21 protein-coding genes are annotated in these 24,440 nt (G+C 26.7%); 9 read left to right on the top strand and 12 right to left on the bottom strand.

Annotated elements, in window-relative coordinates:
- Nucleotides 1-1,827: endonuclease/exonuclease/phosphatase family protein (locus tag BCF89_RS08380; protein WP_111518721.1), on the top strand; the 1,827-nt coding region annotated here is incomplete at its 5' end.
- Between the two features lie 65 nt (nucleotides 1,828-1,892).
- Here BCF89_RS08380 and BCF89_RS02575 read toward each other — a convergent pair.
- The 5 genes from BCF89_RS02575 to rsmD form a co-directional block, all read right to left on the bottom strand.
- Nucleotides 1,893-2,564 (bottom strand): ribulose-phosphate 3-epimerase, encoded by a 672-nt coding sequence (locus BCF89_RS02575; RefSeq protein WP_111518720.1) that lies wholly within the window; start codon nucleotides 2,562-2,564, stop codon nucleotides 1,893-1,895.
- 29 nt (nucleotides 2,565-2,593) lie between these two features.
- A complete protein-coding gene (gene rsgA, locus BCF89_RS02570) occupies nucleotides 2,594-3,442 on the bottom strand; it encodes a ribosome small subunit-dependent GTPase A (protein ID WP_111518719.1) in 849 nt (282 codons plus the stop codon).
- A 95-nt stretch (nucleotides 3,443-3,537) separates the two neighbouring features.
- The gene (locus BCF89_RS02565) at nucleotides 3,538-4,371 is read right to left on the bottom strand and encodes a serine/threonine-protein kinase (RefSeq protein ID WP_111518717.1); all 834 of its coding nucleotides are present in this window, start codon (nucleotides 4,369-4,371) and stop codon (nucleotides 3,538-3,540) included.
- A gap of 116 nt (nucleotides 4,372-4,487) precedes the next feature.
- Nucleotides 4,488-5,111, bottom strand: coding sequence for a guanylate kinase (gene gmk, locus BCF89_RS02560; protein ID WP_111518715.1), 624 nt, complete (start codon nucleotides 5,109-5,111; stop codon nucleotides 4,488-4,490).
- A gap of 73 nt (nucleotides 5,112-5,184) precedes the next feature.
- Nucleotides 5,185-5,733, bottom strand: coding sequence for a 16S rRNA (guanine(966)-N(2))-methyltransferase RsmD (gene rsmD / locus BCF89_RS02555; RefSeq protein ID WP_111518713.1), 549 nt, complete (start codon nucleotides 5,731-5,733; stop codon nucleotides 5,185-5,187).
- A 171-nt stretch (nucleotides 5,734-5,904) separates the two neighbouring features.
- On the opposite strand from rsmD, the gene BCF89_RS08375 reads away from it, so the two are divergent.
- The 6 genes from BCF89_RS08375 (at nucleotide 5,905) to BCF89_RS08350 (ending at nucleotide 13,342) form a co-directional block, all read left to right on the top strand.
- The gene (locus tag BCF89_RS08375; protein WP_111518711.1) at nucleotides 5,905-7,968 is read left to right on the top strand and encodes an MYPU_1760 family metalloprotease; all 2,064 of its coding nucleotides are present in this window, start codon (nucleotides 5,905-5,907) and stop codon (nucleotides 7,966-7,968) included.
- A gap of 52 nt (nucleotides 7,969-8,020) precedes the next feature.
- Entirely contained in the window at nucleotides 8,021-8,875 is an 855-nt protein-coding gene (locus BCF89_RS08370) for a methionyl-tRNA formyltransferase (RefSeq protein ID WP_111518709.1), read from the top strand.
- On the top strand, nucleotides 8,865-9,509 hold the full coding sequence (locus BCF89_RS08365) for a uracil-DNA glycosylase (RefSeq protein ID WP_111518707.1): 645 nt from the start codon (nucleotides 8,865-8,867) through the stop codon (nucleotides 9,507-9,509). The genes BCF89_RS08370 and BCF89_RS08365 overlap by 11 nt, the downstream gene beginning before the upstream one ends.
- A 128-nt stretch (nucleotides 9,510-9,637) precedes the next feature.
- The gene (locus tag BCF89_RS08360; RefSeq protein ID WP_111518705.1) at nucleotides 9,638-11,005 is read left to right on the top strand and encodes a M17 family metallopeptidase; all 1,368 of its coding nucleotides are present in this window, start codon (nucleotides 9,638-9,640) and stop codon (nucleotides 11,003-11,005) included.
- A gap of 33 nt (nucleotides 11,006-11,038) precedes the next feature.
- Nucleotides 11,039-12,415 (top strand): M17 family metallopeptidase, encoded by a 1,377-nt coding sequence (locus tag BCF89_RS08355; protein WP_111518703.1) that lies wholly within the window; start codon nucleotides 11,039-11,041, stop codon nucleotides 12,413-12,415.
- A 144-nt stretch (nucleotides 12,416-12,559) separates the two neighbouring features.
- The gene (locus BCF89_RS08350) at nucleotides 12,560-13,342 is read left to right on the top strand and encodes an ECF transporter S component (protein WP_111518701.1); all 783 of its coding nucleotides are present in this window, start codon (nucleotides 12,560-12,562) and stop codon (nucleotides 13,340-13,342) included.
- 183 nt (nucleotides 13,343-13,525) lie between these two features.
- On the opposite strand, the gene gyrA is transcribed toward BCF89_RS08350, so the two are convergent.
- Both gyrA and trmB read right to left on the bottom strand, forming a co-directional pair.
- Complete coding sequence (gene gyrA / locus BCF89_RS08345; protein ID WP_111518699.1) at nucleotides 13,526-16,219, bottom strand: DNA gyrase subunit A; 2,694 nt, start codon at nucleotides 16,217-16,219, stop codon at nucleotides 13,526-13,528.
- An 84-nt stretch (nucleotides 16,220-16,303) separates the two neighbouring features.
- Nucleotides 16,304-16,909, bottom strand: a complete 606-nt coding sequence (trmB, locus tag BCF89_RS02515) for a tRNA (guanosine(46)-N7)-methyltransferase TrmB (RefSeq protein ID WP_111518697.1) — start codon at nucleotides 16,907-16,909, stop codon at nucleotides 16,304-16,306.
- Between the two features lie 154 nt (nucleotides 16,910-17,063).
- Between trmB and BCF89_RS08340 the strand changes: the two genes are divergently transcribed.
- The gene (locus BCF89_RS08340) at nucleotides 17,064-17,663 is read left to right on the top strand and encodes a DUF402 domain-containing protein (protein WP_111518695.1); all 600 of its coding nucleotides are present in this window, start codon (nucleotides 17,064-17,066) and stop codon (nucleotides 17,661-17,663) included.
- A gap of 239 nt (nucleotides 17,664-17,902) precedes the next feature.
- Here BCF89_RS08340 and BCF89_RS08335 read toward each other — a convergent pair whose 3' ends face one another.
- The 5 genes from BCF89_RS08335 to BCF89_RS02490 form a co-directional block, all read right to left on the bottom strand.
- Nucleotides 17,903-18,463: a variable surface lipoprotein gene (locus tag BCF89_RS08335; protein WP_111518693.1), complete on the bottom strand. Its 561-nt coding sequence runs from the start codon at nucleotides 18,461-18,463 to the stop codon at nucleotides 17,903-17,905.
- A 167-nt stretch (nucleotides 18,464-18,630) separates the two neighbouring features.
- Nucleotides 18,631-21,051 (bottom strand): DEAD/DEAH box helicase family protein, encoded by a 2,421-nt coding sequence (locus BCF89_RS08330; RefSeq protein ID WP_111518691.1) that lies wholly within the window; start codon nucleotides 21,049-21,051, stop codon nucleotides 18,631-18,633.
- On the bottom strand, nucleotides 21,038-22,303 hold the full coding sequence (locus BCF89_RS08325) for a site-specific DNA-methyltransferase (RefSeq protein WP_277870055.1): 1,266 nt from the start codon (nucleotides 22,301-22,303) through the stop codon (nucleotides 21,038-21,040). Before BCF89_RS08325 ends, BCF89_RS08330 begins: the two co-directional genes overlap by 14 nt.
- 53 nt (nucleotides 22,304-22,356) lie before the next feature.
- On the bottom strand, nucleotides 22,357-22,728 hold the full coding sequence (locus BCF89_RS06095; RefSeq protein WP_241856778.1) for a hypothetical protein: 372 nt from the start codon (nucleotides 22,726-22,728) through the stop codon (nucleotides 22,357-22,359).
- 210 nt (nucleotides 22,729-22,938) lie between these two features.
- On the bottom strand, nucleotides 22,939-24,027 hold the full coding sequence (locus BCF89_RS02490) for a hypothetical protein (protein ID WP_111518689.1): 1,089 nt from the start codon (nucleotides 24,025-24,027) through the stop codon (nucleotides 22,939-22,941).
- Between the two features lie 111 nt (nucleotides 24,028-24,138).
- On the opposite strand from BCF89_RS02490, the gene BCF89_RS02485 reads away from it, so the two are divergent.
- Nucleotides 24,139-24,440 (top strand): IS630 transposase-related protein (locus tag BCF89_RS02485; protein ID WP_146236475.1); only part of this gene is annotated, 302 nt, incomplete at its 3' end.

The following is a 24,440-nucleotide window of genomic DNA, read 5'->3' as shown; positions in this document are numbered from 1 at the left end:
TGAACTGAAGAAGATTTAGAAAGAGCAAAGAATAAGATTCTAAAAGAAAACTGAGAAGCTAATAAACCTAAGTTAAATGAAGCAATATCTGCTGAAACTACAGGTGATTTAATGGCATTATGAAGTTCTCAAGCCGCAAAAGAAAAGCCAAAATCAACTTCTTCAGATTCAGATGAAAATCCTTCTAGATCAGCTGCAGAACCACTTATTCCAAAAATTGGTGACAAAGAATCTGAAATTGCTCTAGGTCTTGGTAATATTCTATTAAAAAATCAAGGTAATAGAGATTACAAAAAGATGATTCATTGAATTCTAGATGGTAATCATGACCTTTGATATGACAGAACTACTAGAAATATCTTAGTCGCTAAAAAGGGAACTATTCCTTTAGGTGATAGTTACTCTGGTCCTAGATATGAATTCATAAAACTTACTAAAGAGGCATACAAAAAATTAGTTAATAACCCTGATGGCGAACGTCAATTAGTAAATGCTAACAACCCAATTTATAAACGTGGTAAATATACAAATCTATCTGCAATGTTAGATTATAAAATTCTAAATAAGGATGAATATACCGATCCATATTTATCTACAACGACAATAACTTTTGATCTAGAAGTTAGTTATAAGGTTGGAAAATTTGTATTTAATGGTGAACCTTTAGTATCAGATAAAGCAAATAAATCAATAATTAACATTGAATATACATTTACTAAAGATGGAGAGGAAGAAGGAGATGAAGAAGAAATTGATGGGGATGATGAAGAAGTAACTCCACCAAATGATGATGGTGACTTATCTCCAACAAATCCTACTGAACCAAGTGATCCCGAACCAGAACCTGCTCCTGAACCTGAAATTCCAGAAAGTCCATCATTAGGAAGTGGCTTATTTAAATTAGGACACTGAAACATCCTAAACTTTACTGGTGATGATAAAAAACAAAAGGATAAAACAAAACGTATTGCTATTTTAAGTGAAAAAGAAAAGTTTGATATTCTTGGTCTAACTGAAGTTAAAAACCCAGAAGGGGTTAAAAAAATAGTTGACGAGATGAATAAACTAAGTCATTCAAATATGTATTCATACATTGCTTCTAAAAAAGAAGCTGGAAGCACATTTAATGCAGGAAGTGCTGAAGCTGTTGCAATCATTTATAATAACAAGAAATTTGAACCAATTGAATTTAAAAATGGTAAAAAAGGATATAGCTATAAAGAATTGTTCACAGACTTTTTAGGAGAAGATAACGCAGAATATGCAAGACCTCCATATGGTGTCCAATTTAAATACAAACCAAAACCAGAAAAGAAATTAACATTTGTATTTAACCACTTTGATGGACCTGGTGCTAAAAAAGGTGAAATAATCAAGGATGGACTTGGAACATTCGAATACCGTGAAGCAAAACAATTAGAAAATGTTCTAAAAGAATTTGAAAATCTAAGTGATGATGGAGAAAACATTTTCTTTGGTGGGGATACAAATATTATTCTAGGCAAAGAAAAATTAGCATTTGATTGACTAAAGAAACACGGTGGAGATAGTGGATATGAATCAGTATTTGATGATGCTCATAGACATAGATCATCTTTAGGAAGAAAAGGTGAAAACTACACCAACCCTTACGATAAAATTTTCTATAAATCTGATTTCGAACTAGTAAATAAAGAAGTATTCGATCTTTATAAAGTAGTTAAGGGTAAAGAATTTAGTGATTTATTTAAGAAACATGGTGTTGAAATCAAGGATACTAAATCAATCTGAAAAGGTGGAGTTCTAAGTGATCATACCTACGTTACTGCAACCTTTAAGATCTCATAACACTTAAAAAATAAACTACAATAAAAAAATGAAGTATCTATACAAATAAAAGAAACTTCATTTTTTTATCAATTTTTTTTATCTCAGTTAGTTAGACGGTCTATTTCTTTTTTAGAAAAATTCTTTACCAAATAAGACCCAACAACTGCCAAAGTAATTCCTGCATCATAGCATGACTTGATATTATGAGCCTTAATTCCCCCATCAATCTGAATAATTAAATCTAAATTATTTTTTAGAACATAATCTTTTAAAATCTTAACTCTTTCAAGAGTACCTTCAATAAAGACTTGTCCACCCAAACCAGGAAATACACTCATAACCAAGACTAATTCTAGATATTTAAGATATGGAAAAATACTATTTATATCAGTATCAGGATTAATTGCTAAACCAATCTTTATATGATCTTTTTTTGCTTGATCAATTAATTCAAAAAACTCTTCTTTGCTTTTAAATGCTTCATAATGAAAAGTAAGAATATCTCCCACATTCTTGTACATCATATAGTACTTCATTACGTCAGATACCATTAAATGAATATCCATTGTGTGTTTTTTACATTTATTCGCAATCTCTTTAATTTTTTCTAATTCTAAGGCTTTATTAGGAACAAATTCATTATCCATAACATCATAATGAACATTACTTACTCCCCAATCAATTAATGTATTAACATAAGAAATCATTTGATCAGGTTGTACATCTAGAATTGAAGGACTTATTTTATATTGCATCTTTTATCTCCTTAATTTATTATTTATTTTTAATATGAAGGTTCAAGCATACGTCTTAAGAAACTAATATAGTTTTCATATCTTTCTTGTTTAATGATGCCTGCCTTAAGGCGTTTTTTTACTTCACAATCATCTTCGGGTTCTAAGTAATGTTTACAGCTTCGATATTTACAATGTGGCGATGCTTCTCTAAATGCCTTAAATGCTGTTGGCATTTCATCCACCGTTAAATCAAATTCAATTGAAGAAAAACCTGGAGTATCAATCATTTCACCGCCATTAAATTCAATTAAACTTACTTCTCTAGTTGTATGTTTACCACGATTTAGTGCCTTTGAAATTGCTTGTGTTTCAAAATTAGTTTTTGCTAAGTAATTAATTAGAGTTGTTTTCCCAACACCAGTTTGCCCAACAAAGAAACTCGTTTTATTTTCAAATATATCTCTAAGGCCATCAAATCCAGTATTCTTTTCATAGTTAATTTCAAAGACTTTGTATCCTTGCTCAATATAAAAATTGATTTTAGAAGTTGAAGTTAAATCTTTTTTAGTTAAAACAATGATTGGTTCAACATTTTTGCTTTCGATAATAATAAGAAATTTATCAACTAATTGCGCACTAAATTCAGGTTCAACTAATGACATTACAACAATAGCTTGGTCAACATTTGCAATTTTAGGACGAATAAAAAAGTTTTTTCTCCCATAAATATGATGAATTAATCCTTCTTCTTCAAATTCAACATTATCACCAACAATTGGTTTAATGTCAAGCAATCTAAGTTTTCCTCCTCCTCTAACTCGATAAACTTTCTTATCATCAAAAGAGCGGATGTCAAAAAACCCTGCAATTGATTTAATTATTTTTCCATTTTTCATATTTTTTATCCTTCTAAAATTCTTTATTACTTGTTATTAATTATTATAGTTGTTATATTCATTATGTTGCTTATAAAAATTTCATATCAACGATTTTAATCAACAAGACAAGCCTTTAAGTCACTTATTATTTCATTGCAATCGTTATATCTTTCAAGTGGATTTTTTTTAGTGCATTTATCAATTATATTTTGTAATTGATTGAGTAATTTGTTATCCAAATTTGAAAGTTTAGGAATATTTTTATTAATTTGATTTAGCATTATTTCTTTATAATCATTGGAATAAAAAGGAGGATGTCCACATATCATTTCAAACAAAATAATTCCAAAAGCATAAATATCAACTTGTTTAGTAATTCTAGATGATTGCAAAATTAATTCAGGCGCAAGATAATGAATTGAGCCGATAACTTTATTTGAGTTTTCAACCTTATAATCAACTTCATTGATTGAGATTCCAAAATCAATGATTTTAAGAATTGACTTATTCAGATCGACTAAGATATTGCTTGGTTTTAAATCACGATGAATGATATTTAAATTATGAATATCCCTAAGACCGATGCAAATTTTGATTGCAATTCCAACAATGTCTAGAAAACTAAGTCTTTGTTTTTTAATTAAGTCTCTTAATGTACCAAATTCAAAAAATTCCATTGCATAGTATAGTTCATCATCTTTAAAAAAATACCCAATCATTCTTATTACATTTTCTGAATTAATTTTCTTAAGTAAATTGCATTCATTTTTAAATCTGTTTTTTTCTTTATTATCAACATTTGATTTTTTTAAAACCTTAAGCACCACTTTTTTGTTTGTTTTTTTATAGATACATGAATAAATTGCTGTTTTTTGATTACTTGAAATTAAAGAAAAATCTTTAAAATTCTTATTTATATTTTCATATTCAATTAATTCATTTAACATCTTAAAATTCCCGTATTTTTAATATTCAAATAGCAAACAAAAATTTATTTATTTAAATTATATAAAAATAAAATGAACATCAATAATTGATGTTCAATAAGAAATTAACTAAAATATTAAGCTTTTCTTTCTGCTTTAATTTCCTTTTGGTCATTGATTATATGATCAAAGTTTTCTTTAATAATCTTTTCAATCTGTGCAACTGTATCATCGATTGAATAATTAACAATAACATGTTCAAACATATAAGATAACTCAATTTCTTCTTTTGCTTTATCCAATCTTTTAAACACAGAGTTTTCTGATTCAGTGTTACGTTCTTTCATACGACGACGAAGTTCAGCTAGAGAAGGGGGCATTAGAAAGATTGAACAAATTTCATCTTCACGATTTTCTTTTTTATATAGGTCAATGATTTGTTTTGCACCATTTGTTTCAATCTCGATAAAAGGAATTTTTCTAAATGTAGCAATATTTTGAATTTCAGATTTTAAAGTACCATAGTAATTATCAAAGTGTTTTGAGTATTCTAAGAATTTTTCTTCTTTGATAAAGGTCTCAAAAATATCAAATGGAACAAAATAATAATGCACTCCATCAATTTCACCATCTCTTTTTTCTCTTGTTGTTGCTGAAACTGATAACTTTAATTTCAAATCTTTATTAGCAAATAAAGATTTTTCAATTGTTCCTTTTCCAACTGCACTTGGACCTGAAAATATGATAATTTTTTTGCTCATATTGCTTCCTCCTTTTTTTGTGTATAACAATTAAAGCACTAAATTTATTAAATTATTAGAAATATGAAAAGATTTAGAATTTTTTTTCTATAAAATATATAAAAATTTTGCCATATTTTTTAACTTTTGAAATAATAAAATCATTATTTGAATAATTAAAATCTTTTCAATCTGTCTCAATAATTATTTTTCCATCGAAATTAAGCATCGAATTATTTGTGATTATATCCACACATTCAATAAGCAAATCTTTTTTTATAAAGGGAGGATCTAAGTAAACAAAATCAAAAGTAAGAGCAAAATTTCTTTTTAGAAATGTAAGCGCATCCGTGTTATATACTTCAAGATTTGATTCTTTTAAATTTCTTTTATTTTCTTCAATGACTTTGTATGCTTCAAGGTCTTTTTCAACACATATTCCTTTTTTTGCACCCCGTGATAATGCTTCTAGACAAAATGAACCTGAACCTGCAAATAAGTCTAAAAATACTTTGTTTTCAATATCAAATTGAATTGAGGAAAAGATTGCTTCTCTTGCCCGATCAATTGTTGGTCTAGTCGTATTTTTGGATGGTGTTTTAAGGATTCTTGAACGATATTTACCAGCAATAATTCTTAACATACATTAAATTATATAAACAAGAATAAAAACTTTATTTTAAAGTTTTACAAAGTACTAAAATAAATAATAAAGTACACATAGTTAAATTTTTATTAATTTAATAAATTAAATTTCTAGATTTAGCATTAAAATATTATCTTCATATCTAATATAAAAGGAGGAAATTGTTTTATGAAGGAAAAAAAATCTCATCGATCTAAATTATTTTGATTTTCTTTCTTATTGGCAATTTTTTCCTTTGGCATTATTGGGGTAGTTGCTTTTTTGTCTTATAAACATTTAAGAACAACTTATGCTAAAATTGACGATTCAAATTACAATTCCCACATTGTAATTGAAAAGAGCAATAAGAATGAACTTATATTCAATCGTAAGGAAGGTAAGGATCACTCATATAAGATTGGGAACCTAACGATTATTGAAAAACCATATCGAACCAAAGATAATAAAAATGAATACTTTCTTGGTGAATTAGGAATGTCATTACTAAATACCATGTTCAAAGAAAGAGCATTATATGGCCCTGAAATTAATTATCTTAAGGCGATTAGAATTAATGATACTTTTAATGGAGATTTAGATCTAAATGCTAATGGAATCTATCTGCCAGCAACACAAGAAATCTTTATTCCAATTAAAAGTATTTTGCAAAATAATATTCAATCTCTAGAAGGTTATAGAGATCCAAATTTTAAAAAATTTATTATTGCTAAAAGAGTTGAATATATTTTTGGAACAATAATGCATGAGTATACTCATCATATTGATAATACATATAACAAAACTCTTAAACCAAAGGATGAATTAGCTGATGATTCTTTAGTTAGTTATTCTGATCCACATAATCATGGTTTCGGAAGTGATGTATCTTTTAAGGTTGAAACTAATAATAAACATTTTCTAAAATCCTTTAGGACAAATTTAAATTATCGTGACCCTAAAAATGATGGTGAAAGAAACTTTTATTTAAGAAATCAAAGAGACTTTTATCATAAAGAAAATGAGATTCCAATTTATAAAGAATTTAGTGCCAATGATTTATTTAGACTAGCAAACTATAGCAATCTAAGTAAAGAAGAAAAAGAAAAATATGAATTACTTAATTCAAATAGATATTTCTTCAATAATAATAAGGATGTTCCAATTTCTTTTGCTAACCCAACTAATCTTAAACAATTAAGATATTTATACTCATTTGTTGAATTAATTCCAAGAGAATTAATTAAATTATCTTTGGGACCAAATTATTGATTTTATAAGCCTCAAAATGCATTTAATAATTATTTTTATTTCGTTAAGGATAATCAAAAAGATTTAATTTTTAGTGCAGCTGGCGTTGATATTTTAAAAAATATTAGTTTATCTAGAAATAATAAATTAATAACATTTGCACCTAATTGAGTATTTAAGGATCAAATTGAAGATTTTATTTCAAATCATAAATATGATGATCCAAGATTAATTAATAAACCTTTTAGTGATGTTGGTGATCAATTCCAAAGAGGATTATTCAAATCTTATATTGATTTAATGGGATATAGGGAATTAATCAGTTTTGCAAATGAAGGTAACAATTTATTTAAGGATAACAAAGAACTAAACTTCGGTGGATATTTCCAAATTAAAAAAGATTTTCTTACAAAGAAAGATCATAATTTAAATGATTTAGGTATTAATTTTAGATTTGATAAGGATGAATTTATTGAAGAACTCAATAAATTGAATCCCAAACTACTTTTAGTTGAAAAAAATAACAATAAGAATTTCTTAGAAGTTAATTTTGATTTTCAATCATATAATTTCCTTACTAAAAAGAAATGAAATTCAATCTATGGTTATCATAATAAGGACTTTAATAAACAAAATTACCATAATGAAAAATGAATCTATCCAAACAATGAAGAATACGAATATATTTCATATTTCACAAAGAATGTCAATAAAAATGAAATACTAAATAAATTCAAAGACAAAGAATTTGATGTTAAACTTTGAATTGATTGAAATGGCGACAAAGAATTTAATAATAATGAAAAAAATGAAGTATTTTCATTATTAAATGATAATTTCCATAACAATTTAGGTAAAAATTTCTATAAATATTCCTTAGAAAATAAAAGAAAAACAACAACATTTAGAACTAATTTTTTAAATAGTAATTTTAGATATCAATGATTTAAAATTAATCTTGATGACAAAACAAATAAATACTATTATTCAATCAATGACTATTAATTATTAAGCTAGTATAAACTAGCTTTTTTTAATTTGTCTTATAATTTTTTTTATGAAAAAAATAAGATTAGTTTTAGCTGGAACAGGAAATTTTTCAAGAAAAATTTTTATATCCTTAATTAAAGATTCAAGGTTTGAAGTAGTTGCTTTCATAAGTCAACCAAACAAAGAATTAGATCGTAATAAGAATGTAATTTTAACCCCTGTAGCTTCACTTGCAAATGAGTTTAATATTAAATTATTTCAGCCTAATAGAACAAAAGAAATTTATGAGCAATTGGCAGCAATGGAATTTGATTTTTTTATAACTGCCGCATTTGGACAATTAATTCCAAATAGCATTCTAAAATTACCAAAAATATTACCCCTAAATGTTCACGGAAGCATTCTAGAAAAATATCGTGGAGCCGCTCCGATTCAACACGCTCTATTAAATGATGACAATAAAACAGGAATCTCATTAATTGAAATGATTGATAAAATGGATGCAGGCGATATCTTAAAAGAATTTCAAATTGAAATAAAAAAAGATGACAGCGCTCTGGAGGTTTTTGATAAGTTAGCAAATAAAACATCGGAACTAATCGGTGATTGAATAGTTGATATATACAATGGTAATTACATAAGAAGAATTCAAGATGAAAATTTAGTCACTTTTGCACCTAAAATAAAAAATGAAGATGCCCAATTATTTAATCAAATGACAACAAATGAAGCACTTAATAAAATAAGAGCATTTAATGACCAACCTGGGGCTTTTATTATGCATAATAATAAGAGATTAAAAATCTATCGGGCAACAAAAAACAAAATCAAATCTCCTTTAAAAATTGCTTTTTTAGATGGATTCTTATATTTAATTGAATATCAATTTGAAGGCAAAAAAAAGATACTCCATGAAATTTAATTTTGATTCATTTTTACATAGTCAAACAAAATTACCTTATTGAAAAAAGATTGAAAAACTATTGAATTCGCAAGATTTAGTTCCTAATAAAGACTTAGTTTTTGCATGCTTTAAAAACCTTAATTTCAATGACTTAAAATTAATTATAATCGGTCAAGATCCATATCCAAATAAAAATAATGCAGATGGTCTTTGTTTTTCAAGTAATAATAAAAAAACACCTCAATCATTAAAAAATATTTTTATTGAAATTAGAAATAGTTATTCGGATGCAATCTTTTTATCAAATAATTTAAACTCTTGAAAAGAACAAGGAATTCTGCTTCTTAACTACATTCTTACAACTAAAGAAAATCAGTCTCTAGCACATAAAAATATGGGTTGAGAAATATTTAATACTAATCTTTTAAATCAATTACTATCTTTAAATAATGAAATTTTGTTCTTGGTGATGGGCAAACAAGCACAAAATTTCATTAAAAAACTAAAGATTAGATCTGATTTAATTTTTGCTACTGCTCATCCTTCTCCACTATCCTGCAAAAAAGGTTTTTTTAAATCAAATGTATTTAAGAAAATTAATCAGAAATTAATTGAACTAAAAAAGAAACCTATCAATTGAAGCACAAGTTAATAAGTATAGATAAAACACTAATTTATATCTTATTATTTCTTAAAGTTTATAATTTATAAATACTATTAAAGTAGTATTTTTTACTATTAATTAATTGAATAAATTAAATATATAAAGAAAGGGTTTTAATGATTTCAAATTACAATACAAAACGTAATGAAGATATGTTATTAAGAGTAGCATATGAAGGACAATCATTTTGTTCTTGCATTGCAAAAACACATAAACACATTACAGAAAAATTTGATGAAAATGTTGCTTACATTTATTTATCCAAAGAAGTTAATGACTATTATGGATTTCTAAAAATTGTTGACTACATAATTAATCTAAAAAGAAGAAATTACCAAATTGATATAGAGTCATTTTCAGCACTGCCATTTTTAAGTAAAGAAGAAGTATTAAGAGCATTTATTACAAGAATGGTATTCTTTGATGCTAAATTATATTCAGCAAAAAAGAAGGATAAAGATGAAGAAAAAGATAAGATTAAATTATCCTTATTTTTAGAAGATGAAAACTATAAAGATTTTGTTAAAAAACTTTTAATCATTTCTAAAAATGTTTCAGGTGCTCGTAATCTTCAAATTACTCCACCAAATATCGCAACCAGTGAATGAATTTCAAATTACATTGAAAAAGATTTTGCTAATATCAAGGACTTAAGCATAAAGGTTCTAAATAAAGAAGAAATTACTAAACTTGGCATGGGATTATTACTTGCTGTCAATTCAGGTTCATCTTATGAGCCAAGAGTTGTAGTTATTGAATACAATGGGAATAAGAGATCAAAAGAAAAGACTGTTTATGTTGGTAAGGGTATTACATTTGATACCGGAGGATATAACACTAAAGGCTACCATATGGAAGGCATGAAATTCGATATGAGTGGTTCAGCAATTGTTGCCTATGCAGTCAAAGCAATTGCTCAATTAAAAATAAAAGCAAACGTTGCAGCAGTTATGATGTTAACTGACAATGCGATTGATACACATGGAACAGTTCCTGAATCTGTTGTTATCTCAATGAGTGGAAAAAGTGTAGAAATTACTGATACAGATGCTGAAGGTCGTTTGGTATTAGCTGATGGAATTTACTATGCTTCAAAAATATTAAAAGCATCATTGATTGTTGATGTTGCAACATTAACAGGTGCAATGATTAGAGCACTTGGTAAGACTTTTTCTGGTATCTATGCAACCAAGGATGAAAGATGAGAAGCATTCAAAAATGCTGCAGATATAGCTCATGAAAAGGTATGAAGATTACCAATGCATAAGGACTTTAATAAAACAAATAAAGCATCATTAGTCGCAGATTTATGTAACTATAATAGCGCAGCAAAAGCAGATTCAAATTCAGCAGCAATGTTCTTAAATGAATTTACAAATAATGTTGATTTTATTCATTGTGACATTGCAGGAACATCAGATGGAAACGGAATGGGATTTGGAGTTTTAGTTTCAACGTTAGTTGAATTAGTTAACAAAAAATAACATTTAGATTAAAAAAGAAAGGATTCTTAAAAAATGCAATTAATTAAAGAATTAGATACAAAACGTAATGATGCTTTTTTACTAAAAGCTGTTTATAAAGGCGATAAAATTCCTACTAATGTTGTTGAGAACGAATTTGCAATTACTGATTTCTTGAATGACAAAATTTCATATGTTTACATGGGTGAAAGAGACAAAATTGACTTTGATAAAATGTATGATTTTGCTATGCATTTGGCAAAAAATGCAGCAAGAGATTATCAAGTTGATCTTCTAACTTTTAAGTCTGATCAAAAAATATGTGAATTTAATACAACTGATGCTTTCATAAAAGGAATTAATTTTGTTGCAGCAGATATTTACAATAAAAAAACAGTTTATAAAAAAGAAAACAAGAATAATATTTCACTACTATTTGAAAACCCACCAATGATGCTTCTAGAAACAGTTAAAAAAGCAGTTATTTTAATGGATGCTCAAAATTGAGCTAGAAATTTAGGTGTTACTCCTCCAAATGAATTAAACTCAGAAGTACTAGCTTCAATAGCACTTAAGGAATTATCTAAATATGAAAATCTAAAAATTACAATTCTAGATAAAAAAGAAATTGAAAAACTTGGCATGGGATTATTATTGTCAGTAAATCGTGGTTCAGTTTATGAACCTAGAGTTGTAGTTATTGAATATAATGGCGATTTAGATTCAAATGAAAAAACTGCTCTAGTTGGAAAAGGTATAACTTTTGATTCCGGTGGTTACAACATTAAGACCGGACGTAATATGAATGGGATGAAATATGACATGAGTGGAGCAGCTATCGTTGCTGCTGTCATGAAATGTGTAGCAGAATTCAAACCAAAGAAAAATATTGCAGCAATTATGTGCATAACTGATAACAGAGTAAATGGTGATGCTTCAACACCTGATTCTGTTTGAATCTCAATGAGTGGTAAAAGTGTTGAAGTTAATAATACTGATGCTGAAGGACGTTTAGTTATGGCTGATGGATTATGATATGCTGCAACCAAACTTAATGCTACAAGATTAATCGATGTTGCTACATTGACTGGTGCAATGATTATGGCACTAGGTGAAACATATACTGGTGTTTGATCAACAACTAATAAAGGTTGAGAAGATGTTAAGAAAGCCGCTGATGCTCAACATGAATTAGTTTGAAGAATGCCATTTGATAATGATTTCGCTGAATATATCAAAGGTTCAATCGTTGCTGATCTAAAAAATACAGACTTTAGTGGTAATGCTGGTTCATCATCAGCTGCTATGTTTCTAAAAGAGTTTACCAATGACGTTGAATATATTCATTTTGATATTGCAGGAACAGCTGATATCAATGAAAAACCAATGTTTGCAATGGTAAAAACAATTTCTGAATTATTAATTAACTAGTAATTAAAAAGTAATAAAATATAAAAGTTAAATTTTTAAAAAAAGAAGGTAATTGAATTCTTTATAGGTTTTGTTAATAATGTTAATCGGAATATCAAAACAAAAACATACCGATTAACAATTTATGAGATTGCTTTATTTGGGGTGTTACTTGCATTATACATGATTGCTGCATCACTTCAAAAGTATGTTTTTAAAGGGGTTTTTAGAATCACTCCAACGTATGCACTTGTTGTTATTTTTGGTCTGACATTAGGTCCGTGAAAGGGTGCACTACTTGGTTTTATTAGTAATACACTAGAAAATATTTTGCTTCAAGGAATTGGAACCTGAATGCTTGAATATGCCATTGTTCCAGTTGTCATTGCTCTATTGACTGGTCTTCTAATGAATACTTTTTCTAAGAATCAAAATAGCACATGGTTTTTTGGAATTTTATTTTTACTTATTGTTACAGGAATATTCATTGGAATTTTAATTGATAATTACAATAAACTTCCCGTTAATGAAGGAGCTAAATCACTAAAAAATAAAATTCCAGTTTCAATTGTTGCAGGAATTTCTGCTTTTGGATTTAGTGCAATTTGAATTATAACTATAACTTTATTATTGATTTATTCAAAAACAATGCAAATTAAAAGAAAATATTCTGCATTCTTATTCTTTAATATTCTAATTACTGTATTTATTATTTTAGTATTAGTAAGATGACTATGAGGTCCATATGCTTATATTACCTATCGTAATCGTTTCAGAGCAGCTAACTGAAAGGTTTCTGAATGATATGTAAGATTTATGATCCCAATTGTTTTTAAAGGATTGCTTGAAATTCCAATCTATACAATTATTATCTATCATATTTATCCAGTAATCAGTATAGTTAGAAATAAGGTTCTTTATCAATCTAGAAAAATAGCTACATATTAAATAAAAAAAGCAATCATTTTTTTTAAAAAAGCACGAACTTAAAAACGTGTTTTTTTATGCTAATTAAATTAAAAAAACTTATTTATCAATCTTGCGATAAATAAGTTTTTGTTTTATTGTTAATTGTAATTTTTAGATTAATTAAATTTCAATTAATTCATTTTCGCTATTTATTTCTAAATTCTAATTTGAGTTGATTTCTTCTAATTCTTTATTAGTTAATTCTCTAGTGTCTTCGTTTTTTGTTTGATTATGTACCTTAGCAACTGCGACTATACTTGCATTTCTTTTCTTAAGATTTACTAATTTAACACCTTTTGCATTTCTTCCGATAATGCTTACTTCTTTTAATGAGAATCTTATGCTAATGCCATCATCGGTCATGACAATTATATCTTCATTGCCCTCAACAGCTCCTGAATAAATAAGTTCGCCAGCTTTATCTTCATTTAGTGCAATTACACCCTTAGAATTTCTTTTTGTTTTTCTAAATGATTCAGCTAAACTCAATTTACCAAATCCGTTTGTACCAAGGCTAAAAATATATTTACCTTCAGATGAACTTGAAATTGAAACTACTTTTTCATTTGGTTCTAATTTAATTCCAATAACTCCAGCCGCCATTCTTCCCATTGGGTTAATGTCCTTAATATCAAAACGGCAGATTTTATTATTACTTGCACCAAGATAAATTTCTTCATCATCGCTAGCAACAATTGCATCCACTAACTCATCATTTTCTTTTAATCCAAATGCATATTTACCATTTTTATTGATTAATTTGTAATGAATTAGATGTGTTTTTTTAATAATTCCATTTTTAGTTGCTGTTAATAAAAACTTTTGTTTTTCATAATCATTATCATCAACACTTAGAATTTTAATAATTTTTTCATCTGCTCCTAAAGTTCCAATGATATTGATTACCGGAATCCCTTTAGACTGTTTAGTTCCAATTGGGATTTCATATCCTCTTAATCTATATACTCTTGCTTTTGTAGTAAGAATTAATAAGTCTGTATGTGTATTAGCTGCCAAAATATCTTGAATATCATCATCTTGGTACATTTTTGTTGTTGAAACACCAATACCACCACGTGATTGTTCTTTATATTCATCAATATCCATTCGCTTTAGATAACCATTTCTTGTAATCGTAATTACGACATCTTTTTTTGGAATTAAATCTTCATTATTGATATCAGAAATTTCTTGTCAATTAATTTCTGATTTTCTTTCATCACCATATATTTGTTTAATTTCTTGTAGTTCTTTGATAATTAATTCAATTAAAAGATCTTTATTTGCTAGTATTCTTTGATATTCTTCAATTCTTTGATGTACTAATTCAAGTTCTTCATTCATCTTTTCAATTGCTAATCCTGTTAATCTACCTAGACGCATATCAACAATTGCTTTTGTTTGAATTTCAGTTAAATTAAATTTTTGAGCGAGAATATTTTGTGCTTCTGCATCATTTTTAGAGTTTCTAATAATTGCTATTACTTCATCTATATTTTCTACACAGATTTTTAGACCTTCTAAAATGTGTGCACGTGCTAAATCTTTATCCAAATCAAATTTTAATCTTCTTGAAACCACATCAATTTGATGATTTAAGTAAACTTCAAGTGCGCTCTTAAGATTTAATTTCTGTGGTTCATTGTTAACCAAGGCAACCATATTAAATGAAAAACGTGTTTGAAACTCACTTAATTTAAACAATTTGTTAAGAATAACCTCTGGAACGAAGTTCTTTCGCACTTCAATTACAATTCTTATTCCATCACGATTTGATTCATCTCGAAAATCAGAAATTCCCTCAAGTTTTTTATCCTTAATTAGATTGCCAATACTTTCAATTAGAACTGACTTATTTTTTCCGTATGGAATTTCAGTAATTATGATTTTAGATTTTCCATTTTTTAATTCTTGAATTGTTGCTTTCGAGCGAATTGTTACACGACCAACTCCCGTTTCATAGGCTCTAATAAGACCTTCTTTATCAAAAATGATTCCGCCTGTTGGAAAATCAGGAGCTTTAATATATTCCATTAATTCTGCAATTGTAATGTTTGGATTTTTTGCTAATGCGCAAACTCCATCGATAACTTCACCAAGATTATGTGGGGGGATACTTGTTGCCATTCCAACTGCTATCCCATATGACCCTGAGACTAATAAATTAGGAAATCTTGAAGGAAGCACTGTAGGTTCTTTTTCACTTCCATCATAGTTATCAACAAAATCAACAGTATTCTTTTTAATCCCATCAACCATTGCGCTCGCAATTTTGGACATTCTAGCCTCAGTGTAACGCATTGCAGCAGCTGAATCACCATCAATTGAACCAAAGTTACCATGACCATCAATTAAAGGATAACGTAATGAAAAATCTTGCGCCATTCTAACCATTGCTTCATAAACCGAACTATCACCATGTGGGTGGTATTTACCTAAAACATCACCGACGATCCGTGCTGATTTTTTATGTTGAACATTATGAAACATTCCAAGTTCACTCATCCCATAAAGAATTCTACGGTGTACTGGTTTTAATCCATCTCTTGCATCTGGAAGAGCTCTAGAAACAATAACACTCATTGCATATTCTAAAAATGAACTCTTCATTACGGTAGCTAAATCAGCAGGTCTAAGTCCATCTTTTTCATTATCAAGAATCTGACTTTGAACAACATAATCATCCTTATTTTGCGGAATATATTCTTCTTCGTCTTCTTCCTCATCTAAATTTTCTTTATTCTCGTCTAAAAAAACCCGCTTTATTTCATCATCAGCTACATAATAATCATCAAGGGATTGAGAGTCTTCTTGTTTTTTTTCTTCTTCAAGGTCTTTTTCATCATCTAACAACATATTAAACTCCTAATATATTACATAGTAATATATTATATCAAAAAATAAAATTTAAAAAAGGTATTGTTAATCCCAATACCTTATCTAAAATTTAAAAGCAATAAAATAAATATTTTTATTTTGTTCCTTAAATTTCTTTTCGTAGTCAGTTAGTATGTTTTCAATTTCAAAATTGCAATGATGTAAATCTCTTGTTTGATAAATTATTTTTGCACCAAATTCTTTTATCTGCTCAATCCCAAACTCATAAAGTTGTTGATTATCGCTCTTAAAATATATAATTCCATCTTTAGATAGGATTTTTTTATATTGTTCCAAGAAACTTTTATACACTAAACGTCTTTTATAATGGCGTTTTTTTGGTCAAGGGTCACTAAATGTAAGTCAAATTAAATCAACTTTTCCCAAGAAATATTGATCTAATTTCGCAGCATCTCCAATTAAAATCTTCATATTACTTAAATTTTTAGATTCAATTTTTCTTAACGCAGAAAGTGCTGGCGTTGAATATTTTTCTATTCCTATATATTCAGTCTCAGGATGCAATGATGCTAATTCTGAAAGCATTGTACCTTTGCCCATCCCAATCTCAATTACTATACTATTGGATAATTGATATGGAAAATCTTTGATACAAAATATTGAGTCATCAAGGATTTTATTTGCATCTTTATTATGTCTTAATCTCATAAATATTAATTGTATCCTAAGACTTAATTAAGAATAAAAAATCATTTTTTAAAAACTCATCTATATTGTTTATAATTGAATTGATAATTAATTAAATATATATTTAATTTTTTATATAAATGTAATCCTTAAAAAATTTCTAATATGGTGGCACATGAATTCTAATAAAAATAATAAGAGTTTTCATGACACATTACAACAATTTAAAACAAATAAAAAACAAGAATTCTATCAACTTGGGCAAATGACGTCAATTCAAGCTTTTAAATATGATGGCAAACTCTATCGACAATATGAGGGTTGCAAAATTATTGCCAATTGAGATGATTTCGTTGTTGTTCTATTAATGAAAACTAAAGTACAAGAAATAAATATTAACTGGATTGTCTCAACTCCAATGCTCTTTGTCTTTTCAAAAAAGCATTTTTATAATGCAATGATAACACTAAATCATAATAATCAAAACAATATCTATGTCAATCTTGCAAGTCCTTTTTTCATTGAAAATGAAATTATTAAGTACATTGATTTTGATTTAGATATTAAATGTTATGGTGAAGATGATTTCAATGTTGTTGACTGACATGATTTTAAAAAATCAATCGTTGATTTTAAGTATCCTTTAAAACTTATTTATAAAATCTATAACGAATTAGATAGTCTTGAAATTCAAAGAAAAAATAAACAAGGAATTTTTTCAAAACAATTTATTAATGATATTAAAAAGATTTTGTATGAAAAAGGCGATTTGTAGTTTAGATAAGAAAAAACTGTAGATAAAAATAGTTTTGAAATTAAAACTTTTATAAGAAAAGATTACTTAAAAAGTGAGTTAGATACATATTTTAATGTATCTAATTTTTTTAATTAACTTAAGATAAATGCTAGTCTGATCTAGTTAATTTTATAGACAAATAAATAAACTACTTGATTTCAAAATTGCAAGTAGTTTATTTATTAATCATTCATTTTATAAATATTAATTAAATTATCTTATTTTATTGATATAGTTGATTTGTTTGATTCTTTAGATACATCAGGATCGTTATCCTTACCTAAGAATTTACCAACCTTGTATTCAATTGTTATAGTTTCTTTCTTTGCATCTAATGTGAAATCTAATCTTGTTGATAATGAAGTACCTTTAAAAATAGGTTCTTTAGCATTAACTAATTGATAAGGTGATTTAATAGTGCTTCCTTTGTCATTTAAATCAAAAATTCCTCATTTTTCACCATCAAATTTCTTACCAAATGGAGGGTTTGTACCTTCTACCATAACAATTCTTTCGATTTTTCTATCATATCAAAGGGTGTACTTTGAACTATCTTTTTTAAGTTTATCCAATCCATCTTTTGTTTTAACATCACTTGTTACAACTAAAATATCTTTTAGATTTTTTGCAATGGTATCAACGGTTACTTCTTCATTTGTTGTAGTGGTTTCGGATTTACTTTCTTCCTTAGTACCGCCACATTTTGCAGCAATTAATGGTAGAGTTGTTAAAGAAACAATGCTTCCTAAAGCTAATAAAAACTTAGTAGTCTTTTTCATATTAAATCTTTATATTATTTATCTATCCTTATTTATCTTTTTTTAATCTTTTCTTTAATCTTTTTTGTAGTTTCTACAATTTAATTTTATTCCTATTTTTTAATAAATATCTCTTAAATTAAGAAGAAAAAAACAATCAAACAAATTAGTTTGATGTTTTAGATATTCTAATCTTTGGAAATTGATAGTTTAAAGAATTCAACAAGTTTTTCAATAGTATCATTTTTATTGTTTTGATTAAGTTCACTATTAATTTTATTAATAAAGCTTGAACCATGATAGGAGATCTCATGTGTACTATTAGAATTAATTTCTAAAAGTAGTAATGTCATTTTTGGATATTGATCATCAATTAAATTGTTTTCCTTGATATTTAGATAATTTTTATAAGATTCAATGATTTTTTCTGTTTTTTTCGGATCAATATCGTCACTACTTTTTATTTCAATATAGAAATCATGATAGTTATCTACGTCATTTTTATCAATAATTCTAAAAATAAAATCAGGATATGCTTTAGATATTTCATTATCATGATTGAAATATTCAACAAAAACACCATGAAAGACAGGGTTTTTAGTTCATACTTTGATATTATATTCATTTTTTTTAGTACGAACGTAATATTTTATTAAATCAACAAACTTGTTTTCAGTGTTTGAATCAAAGTATTGCTCATTTTTTTCACCATTAGTTTCAATATTATTTAAGTAACTTTTACTTTTATAAGCATAGTCTAAATATGGAAGATTAATTGGGTTTCTTTTTGAATCATCAATAAATATTTCAACTCTTTCGGGTAGCAAATAATTAGATTCAATTTTATATATTTTGTCTTTCAAATTATCTAAGTCATTTATTTGCTTATAAAATAATTTTTTAATTTCAAATAAGTAATTTTTTTCAATAATTAATCAAAAAAGATTTATTGAGAAGTCATCAACTTTTAAATCATTCAATCTTTTAGAATCATTATTTTTAAAATTTTCAATTGCACTAATTACTAATGGCGGAAAATAAGTTTTATTTTTTCTTAGAAAGTTTTCTTTATAAATTTCAAGTTCAATGTTATTACTTATTTTAGTTACAGCTACTTTTTTAGTCCCAAATTTTTCAGTATAAACTGAAATGTATCCATTCTTTTGATATTCATTTTTATATCTTTCAAATTCGACTCTAATAAAAGATAAATCTAGTTTTTCAATCACTTCATCAATATAATTCTCATTTTGAATTCTTCTTTTAACTTCTTGTTTGTCAATATATCCAACATTAAAAGTTTCTTTTTTATATTGATCTCTTAGAAAAATATTAATATGACTTTTATTTGATTCAGGTAAATTAGAGTAGTAATAGTATTTTAATGAGATTGAATTACATTTTGCTATAGCATTAGGATTTGGGTTTCTTTTGATTCTTCCAAGCGTTTGAATAGTTAGTGTAGAAGATGAAATATTTCTTAGTTGCACTAACATACAAGCTCTAGGAATATTTCAACCGGTTGCTGGACCAAGTTTAAAAATAATAACATCAACATCTGAACTATTTTTTGAAATTGAATTTAGTGAATGTGAACTAAGTCTGATATTTGATTCAAAATCATCTTCACCAAAATATTTAACGTAGTTTAGATTATGTTCTTTTAAAACCGAAATAATTTCATTTATATTTGCATCAAATGTTTCTTTGTTAGATTTATCCTTATTGTTCACTTGAATTAACATTGCCGGATTAATATTAATTAGTGTTTCTTCTTTTGTTGCATCAGCATATCTTTCTTTAATTTTTTTAAATTTCTTACATGCAACTTCAAGAATTTGTCTATTTGTAATCGTATCTTCTTTAATTTCATTTAACCCTTGATTATATATTCCCGTCTTCTTGATCAAAAGAATATCATCTTCAATCAAATCAGCTTCACTTAAGATAACAAGATCATTATGACCTTTTGGAGTTGCTGTCATTTTAATAATAAAGTGTGCATATTTTTGAAGTAAAACTTCTGCACGTACATTTAAATCTTTAGTCTTTGATCATAATTTATTGATATCTTTATTTAATTCAAGATCAATGTACTTATTTTTCTTTTCAATTTCACCACCAAAGTGAGCTTCATCACGAATATAAACTAAATTAAATTCTTCATTTTCAATCTGAGATAAAAATGAATCAATAATTCCTTCTTCAGTAAATTTTCTTTTTTTACCAAATGATTGATTCCCAAAAATGAAAATCTTATTTTTCTTTGCGAAGATTTGATGATGTTGATCTTTTTTCTTTAGACTTTTATCTTTTGATGATGGTGGAGTTATGTATTCAAATTCAAGATCCTTATTAACTAAATATTCTTTATAATCGATAAAGCTTTCATACATTTGCTTTGGTAAGGATGATGATGATAAAGTCATAATTACAAAGACAAATTTTTGTTCAGGATGCTCAGTGATCAATTTATCAATGACATTAAGGATCATGAAAGTCTTTCCAGATCCAGTCGGCGCTTGAAAATCAATAATTTTTTTGTTACCAGAATCAAATTTTGAAAGAATCTTATTGACTGCCTTACTTTGTGCGTTAGTTAGATGCATCATTATTTTCCTTTGAAATTGGTTTTAGAGATGTTAGATCTCTTAGAATTTCAAGATTATCAATATTTTCTTTATTAATTCCAAAGTCAATAAGTTCTTTTATAAAAATATCTTTGATTTTTTCATTACTATCTGATTCATTGAAGATTGAAGTATCAAAATATTCAAGATTGAAAACGTTTAGATTCGATTGATATGGTTCATTCTTTTTAATTCAAGCAAAATTAGAATCTCCATTGATTGAAATTCCTTTGTTAATTCGATATAATCTTTCATAGCAAACATCAATACCAATGTTATTTTCATTATTTGTTACTAGTGTATAACTTCTATTTCCACCATCTTCTCTGTTTAATTCCATTACTGCATGACCTGTTGTACCTGAACCAGCATAGAAGTCCAAAATTCGCGCATTTTTATTATTAGAAATATTAATTAAAAATTTGATAAGAGATGTTGGTTTGACTGTTTTAAATTGACTGCCCTTAATTACATTATCTAATTCTATAGTTCCAGATCTCGTTGTCATATTTGAATTTAATAAAACATCTTTTATTTTAAATGTTATGTCTCTTTTCTTTGTTAATATTTTTAATTTGTCACCTAACTTTTCAACATAAAGGTTATGTTTTTCCTTCTCTAATTTATCCTTTTCCCATCTTCAAACAGCCTGAGTGCCCTCCTTATTTTTTGGAGGTAATATTCTTATCAGACCTTCGCCTGGCACTGTAGATATCTCTTGTTCATTTACAAAAATAGGATAAAATAAATTTCTTCTTGTATCAATATTGAAAGCATTAATATTTGTGTTATGAAATTCATTTAGTAATAAAAATTCACCATTTTCATCTACTTTAATTTCATCATCGTCATTGTTATAAAATTCTGGCATTAATTTATTTAGATCATCTCGAGATTTATTAAAATTTACATCCAATTTTTTAATATCTTTTGCGTAAACAAGAATATATTCATAAATTTTTGAATATTGTGATTTTGAGATTTGTCTACCCTTTTTATTTGAAATTCAGACTAATATATTTAAAAAATTCTCTTCTCCAAAAATCTCATCCATTAGTACTTTCAAGTATGCTTGCTCGTTATCATCAATTGAAACAAAAATTACACCCTCTTCTTTTAGAAGTTGGCGAGCCATAATTAGTCTTTCATTTAGCATATTTAGTCAACCGGTTCGACTAAATTTGTCTCTATAAACAAATTTCGAAGCACTTACTTCATCTTTTTCACTTAAATTGTTCCCATCTTTTAGTGAGCTTTCAGTATTATATGGAGGATCAATATAGATTACATCAAACTTAGAAGAAATTTGCTCTCTCTCTCTCTCTCTCTCTCAATAACTAATAAATTCTTTAATGCATCATAGTTTTCACCGATGATTAAGTAATTTTGGTTAGGATCAATAAAATCTCCAAAAGATAACTTTTCATCCTTTTTTAATAGTGCTATTTGTTTTGAATCTACGCTAGGTGCAACATCAAAAACAAATCCTAATTTAATTCTCTTAATTAAAAATTGGTAAATATTCTGTAGATTTTTATCGTTATCATCAAATTTATCAAGAATTAATTTAATTAGATCTTTTTGATCTTGATTTAATTCATTTGTTAATTTTAAATCTTCAGCTTTCTTTAAATATTCTTCTTTTAAACTGCTCATTATTTTATTATCTCCATATAATTTTTTAATCCATTATTTATTATATACAAAAGGTATATTAAATTGATTTGTTGACTTAACTACTTAAATTTATTTTTTTCAATTTACTTTACTAAAATAAATTTTTTAAAAAATAAACTACCAACTCAAATTAATTTTGGCAGTTTATTTTTGATTTAATTAAATTTATAAATTGAATACTTTTTCTATCTATTTCAATTCTATTTTTACTTTTGATTCGTTTGATAATTTTGATGCTTCAAGAGATTCTTTACCAAGTTCTTTACCAACTTTATATTTAACAATAATAACAAACTTGTCATCATTTTGGTTACTATCAATAGTGAAATTTAATTGATTTGATAGTTTTTGATGCTCGTGTTCTTCCTCTTTTACTTTAATTATGGGTTCCTTATCGTTTACTAGTTGGATTTCATTTTTTATCTTAGGTGTATTTTGTAATGTAAATAATACAAAGTTAGTAACATCTTTATCAAAATCCTTATCAAAAGGAGATTTCTTACCTTCAACTAACAATATACTATTTTTATTTTTATCATATCAAAGGGTGTATTTATTACTATCTTTCTTAAATTTTTTGATATCTTCAAAATCTTCTTTTGGGGCTCCAAATTTGAAAATATCTTTTAAATTCTTAGCAATCTCATCAAGTTCACTAAGTTCTTTCTCATCAATCGCTTCATCTTCTTTATTGGGTTCATCGCTTGGCACAGTTTCATAAGGAGGTGTTGGTTGGGTTGCAGGTGGAGTTGTAGGTGGGGTTGAAGGTGGTGTAGATTCTTCGTTTTTTGGTTCTTTTTCTTCTTTTGGTTCCTTACCGTTTTCATGATTCATTTGGTCACCTTCAGGTTTCTTTGGAGGAATTACTTCTGGTTTGGTGTTACCTCCTCCTTGACCACTTGATTCACCATTTGATGGTTTTTTCGGAATCTTAGGTTGATTTTCAGTTTTATCTTTTTTTAGTTCTTCAATTTGTTTATTAAATTCTTCTATAGCTTTTTTAAATTCCTCAGGAGTCTTTAGTCTTTCTAGTTTGTCTTTTGATTCTTTAATTAGGCTATTAATTTTTTCTTTTGTTTCTTTACTTATTCTAGAATCAACCTTAAGATTTGCTTCCTCTTTTTCAATTAGTTCCTTAAATTCTTTCTTTTCTTTAAAATCTTCTTTGATATTTTTTTCTTGATGAGATTCTTTTTTATCACATGATGCTGCTAAAATCGGTGTAGTAAGTGTGGTAAATGGAGCTAATAATAATAAAAATCTAACACTTCTTTTCATAATTTCCCTTTCTTATCTCATTCTTTTTTTCTTATTTATGTCAATTTTATTATTAGTAACAAAAAATGCACAGTCCCCCAAAAACCGGACAAAAAAGTGGAGGATTTTTTCATGCAAAAATATACATATGAATTAAAGAAAGAAATTATTTTTGATTACTTATTAGGGTCTTCTTTAACGGAAGTTTCCAAGAAATACAAGATTAATATAAACACAGTAAATGGTTGGATAATTAAATATAAAAGATTTGGATTAACTGGATTAAAAACCAGAAAAAATAATTCTTCGTATAGTTTACAATTTAAACTCAAAGTTATCGAATATAAACAAAAAAGTGGACTTACATATTTAGAAGTAGCCAAACATTTTGGCCTTAAAGAATTATCAATCATATATGCCTGAGAAAATAAATT

This window comes from Metamycoplasma auris (assembly GCF_003253435.1).
Lineage (GTDB): Bacteria > Bacillota_I > Bacilli_A > Mycoplasmatales > Metamycoplasmataceae > Metamycoplasma > Metamycoplasma auris.
This window is presented reverse-complemented; position numbering and strand designations above follow the sequence as displayed.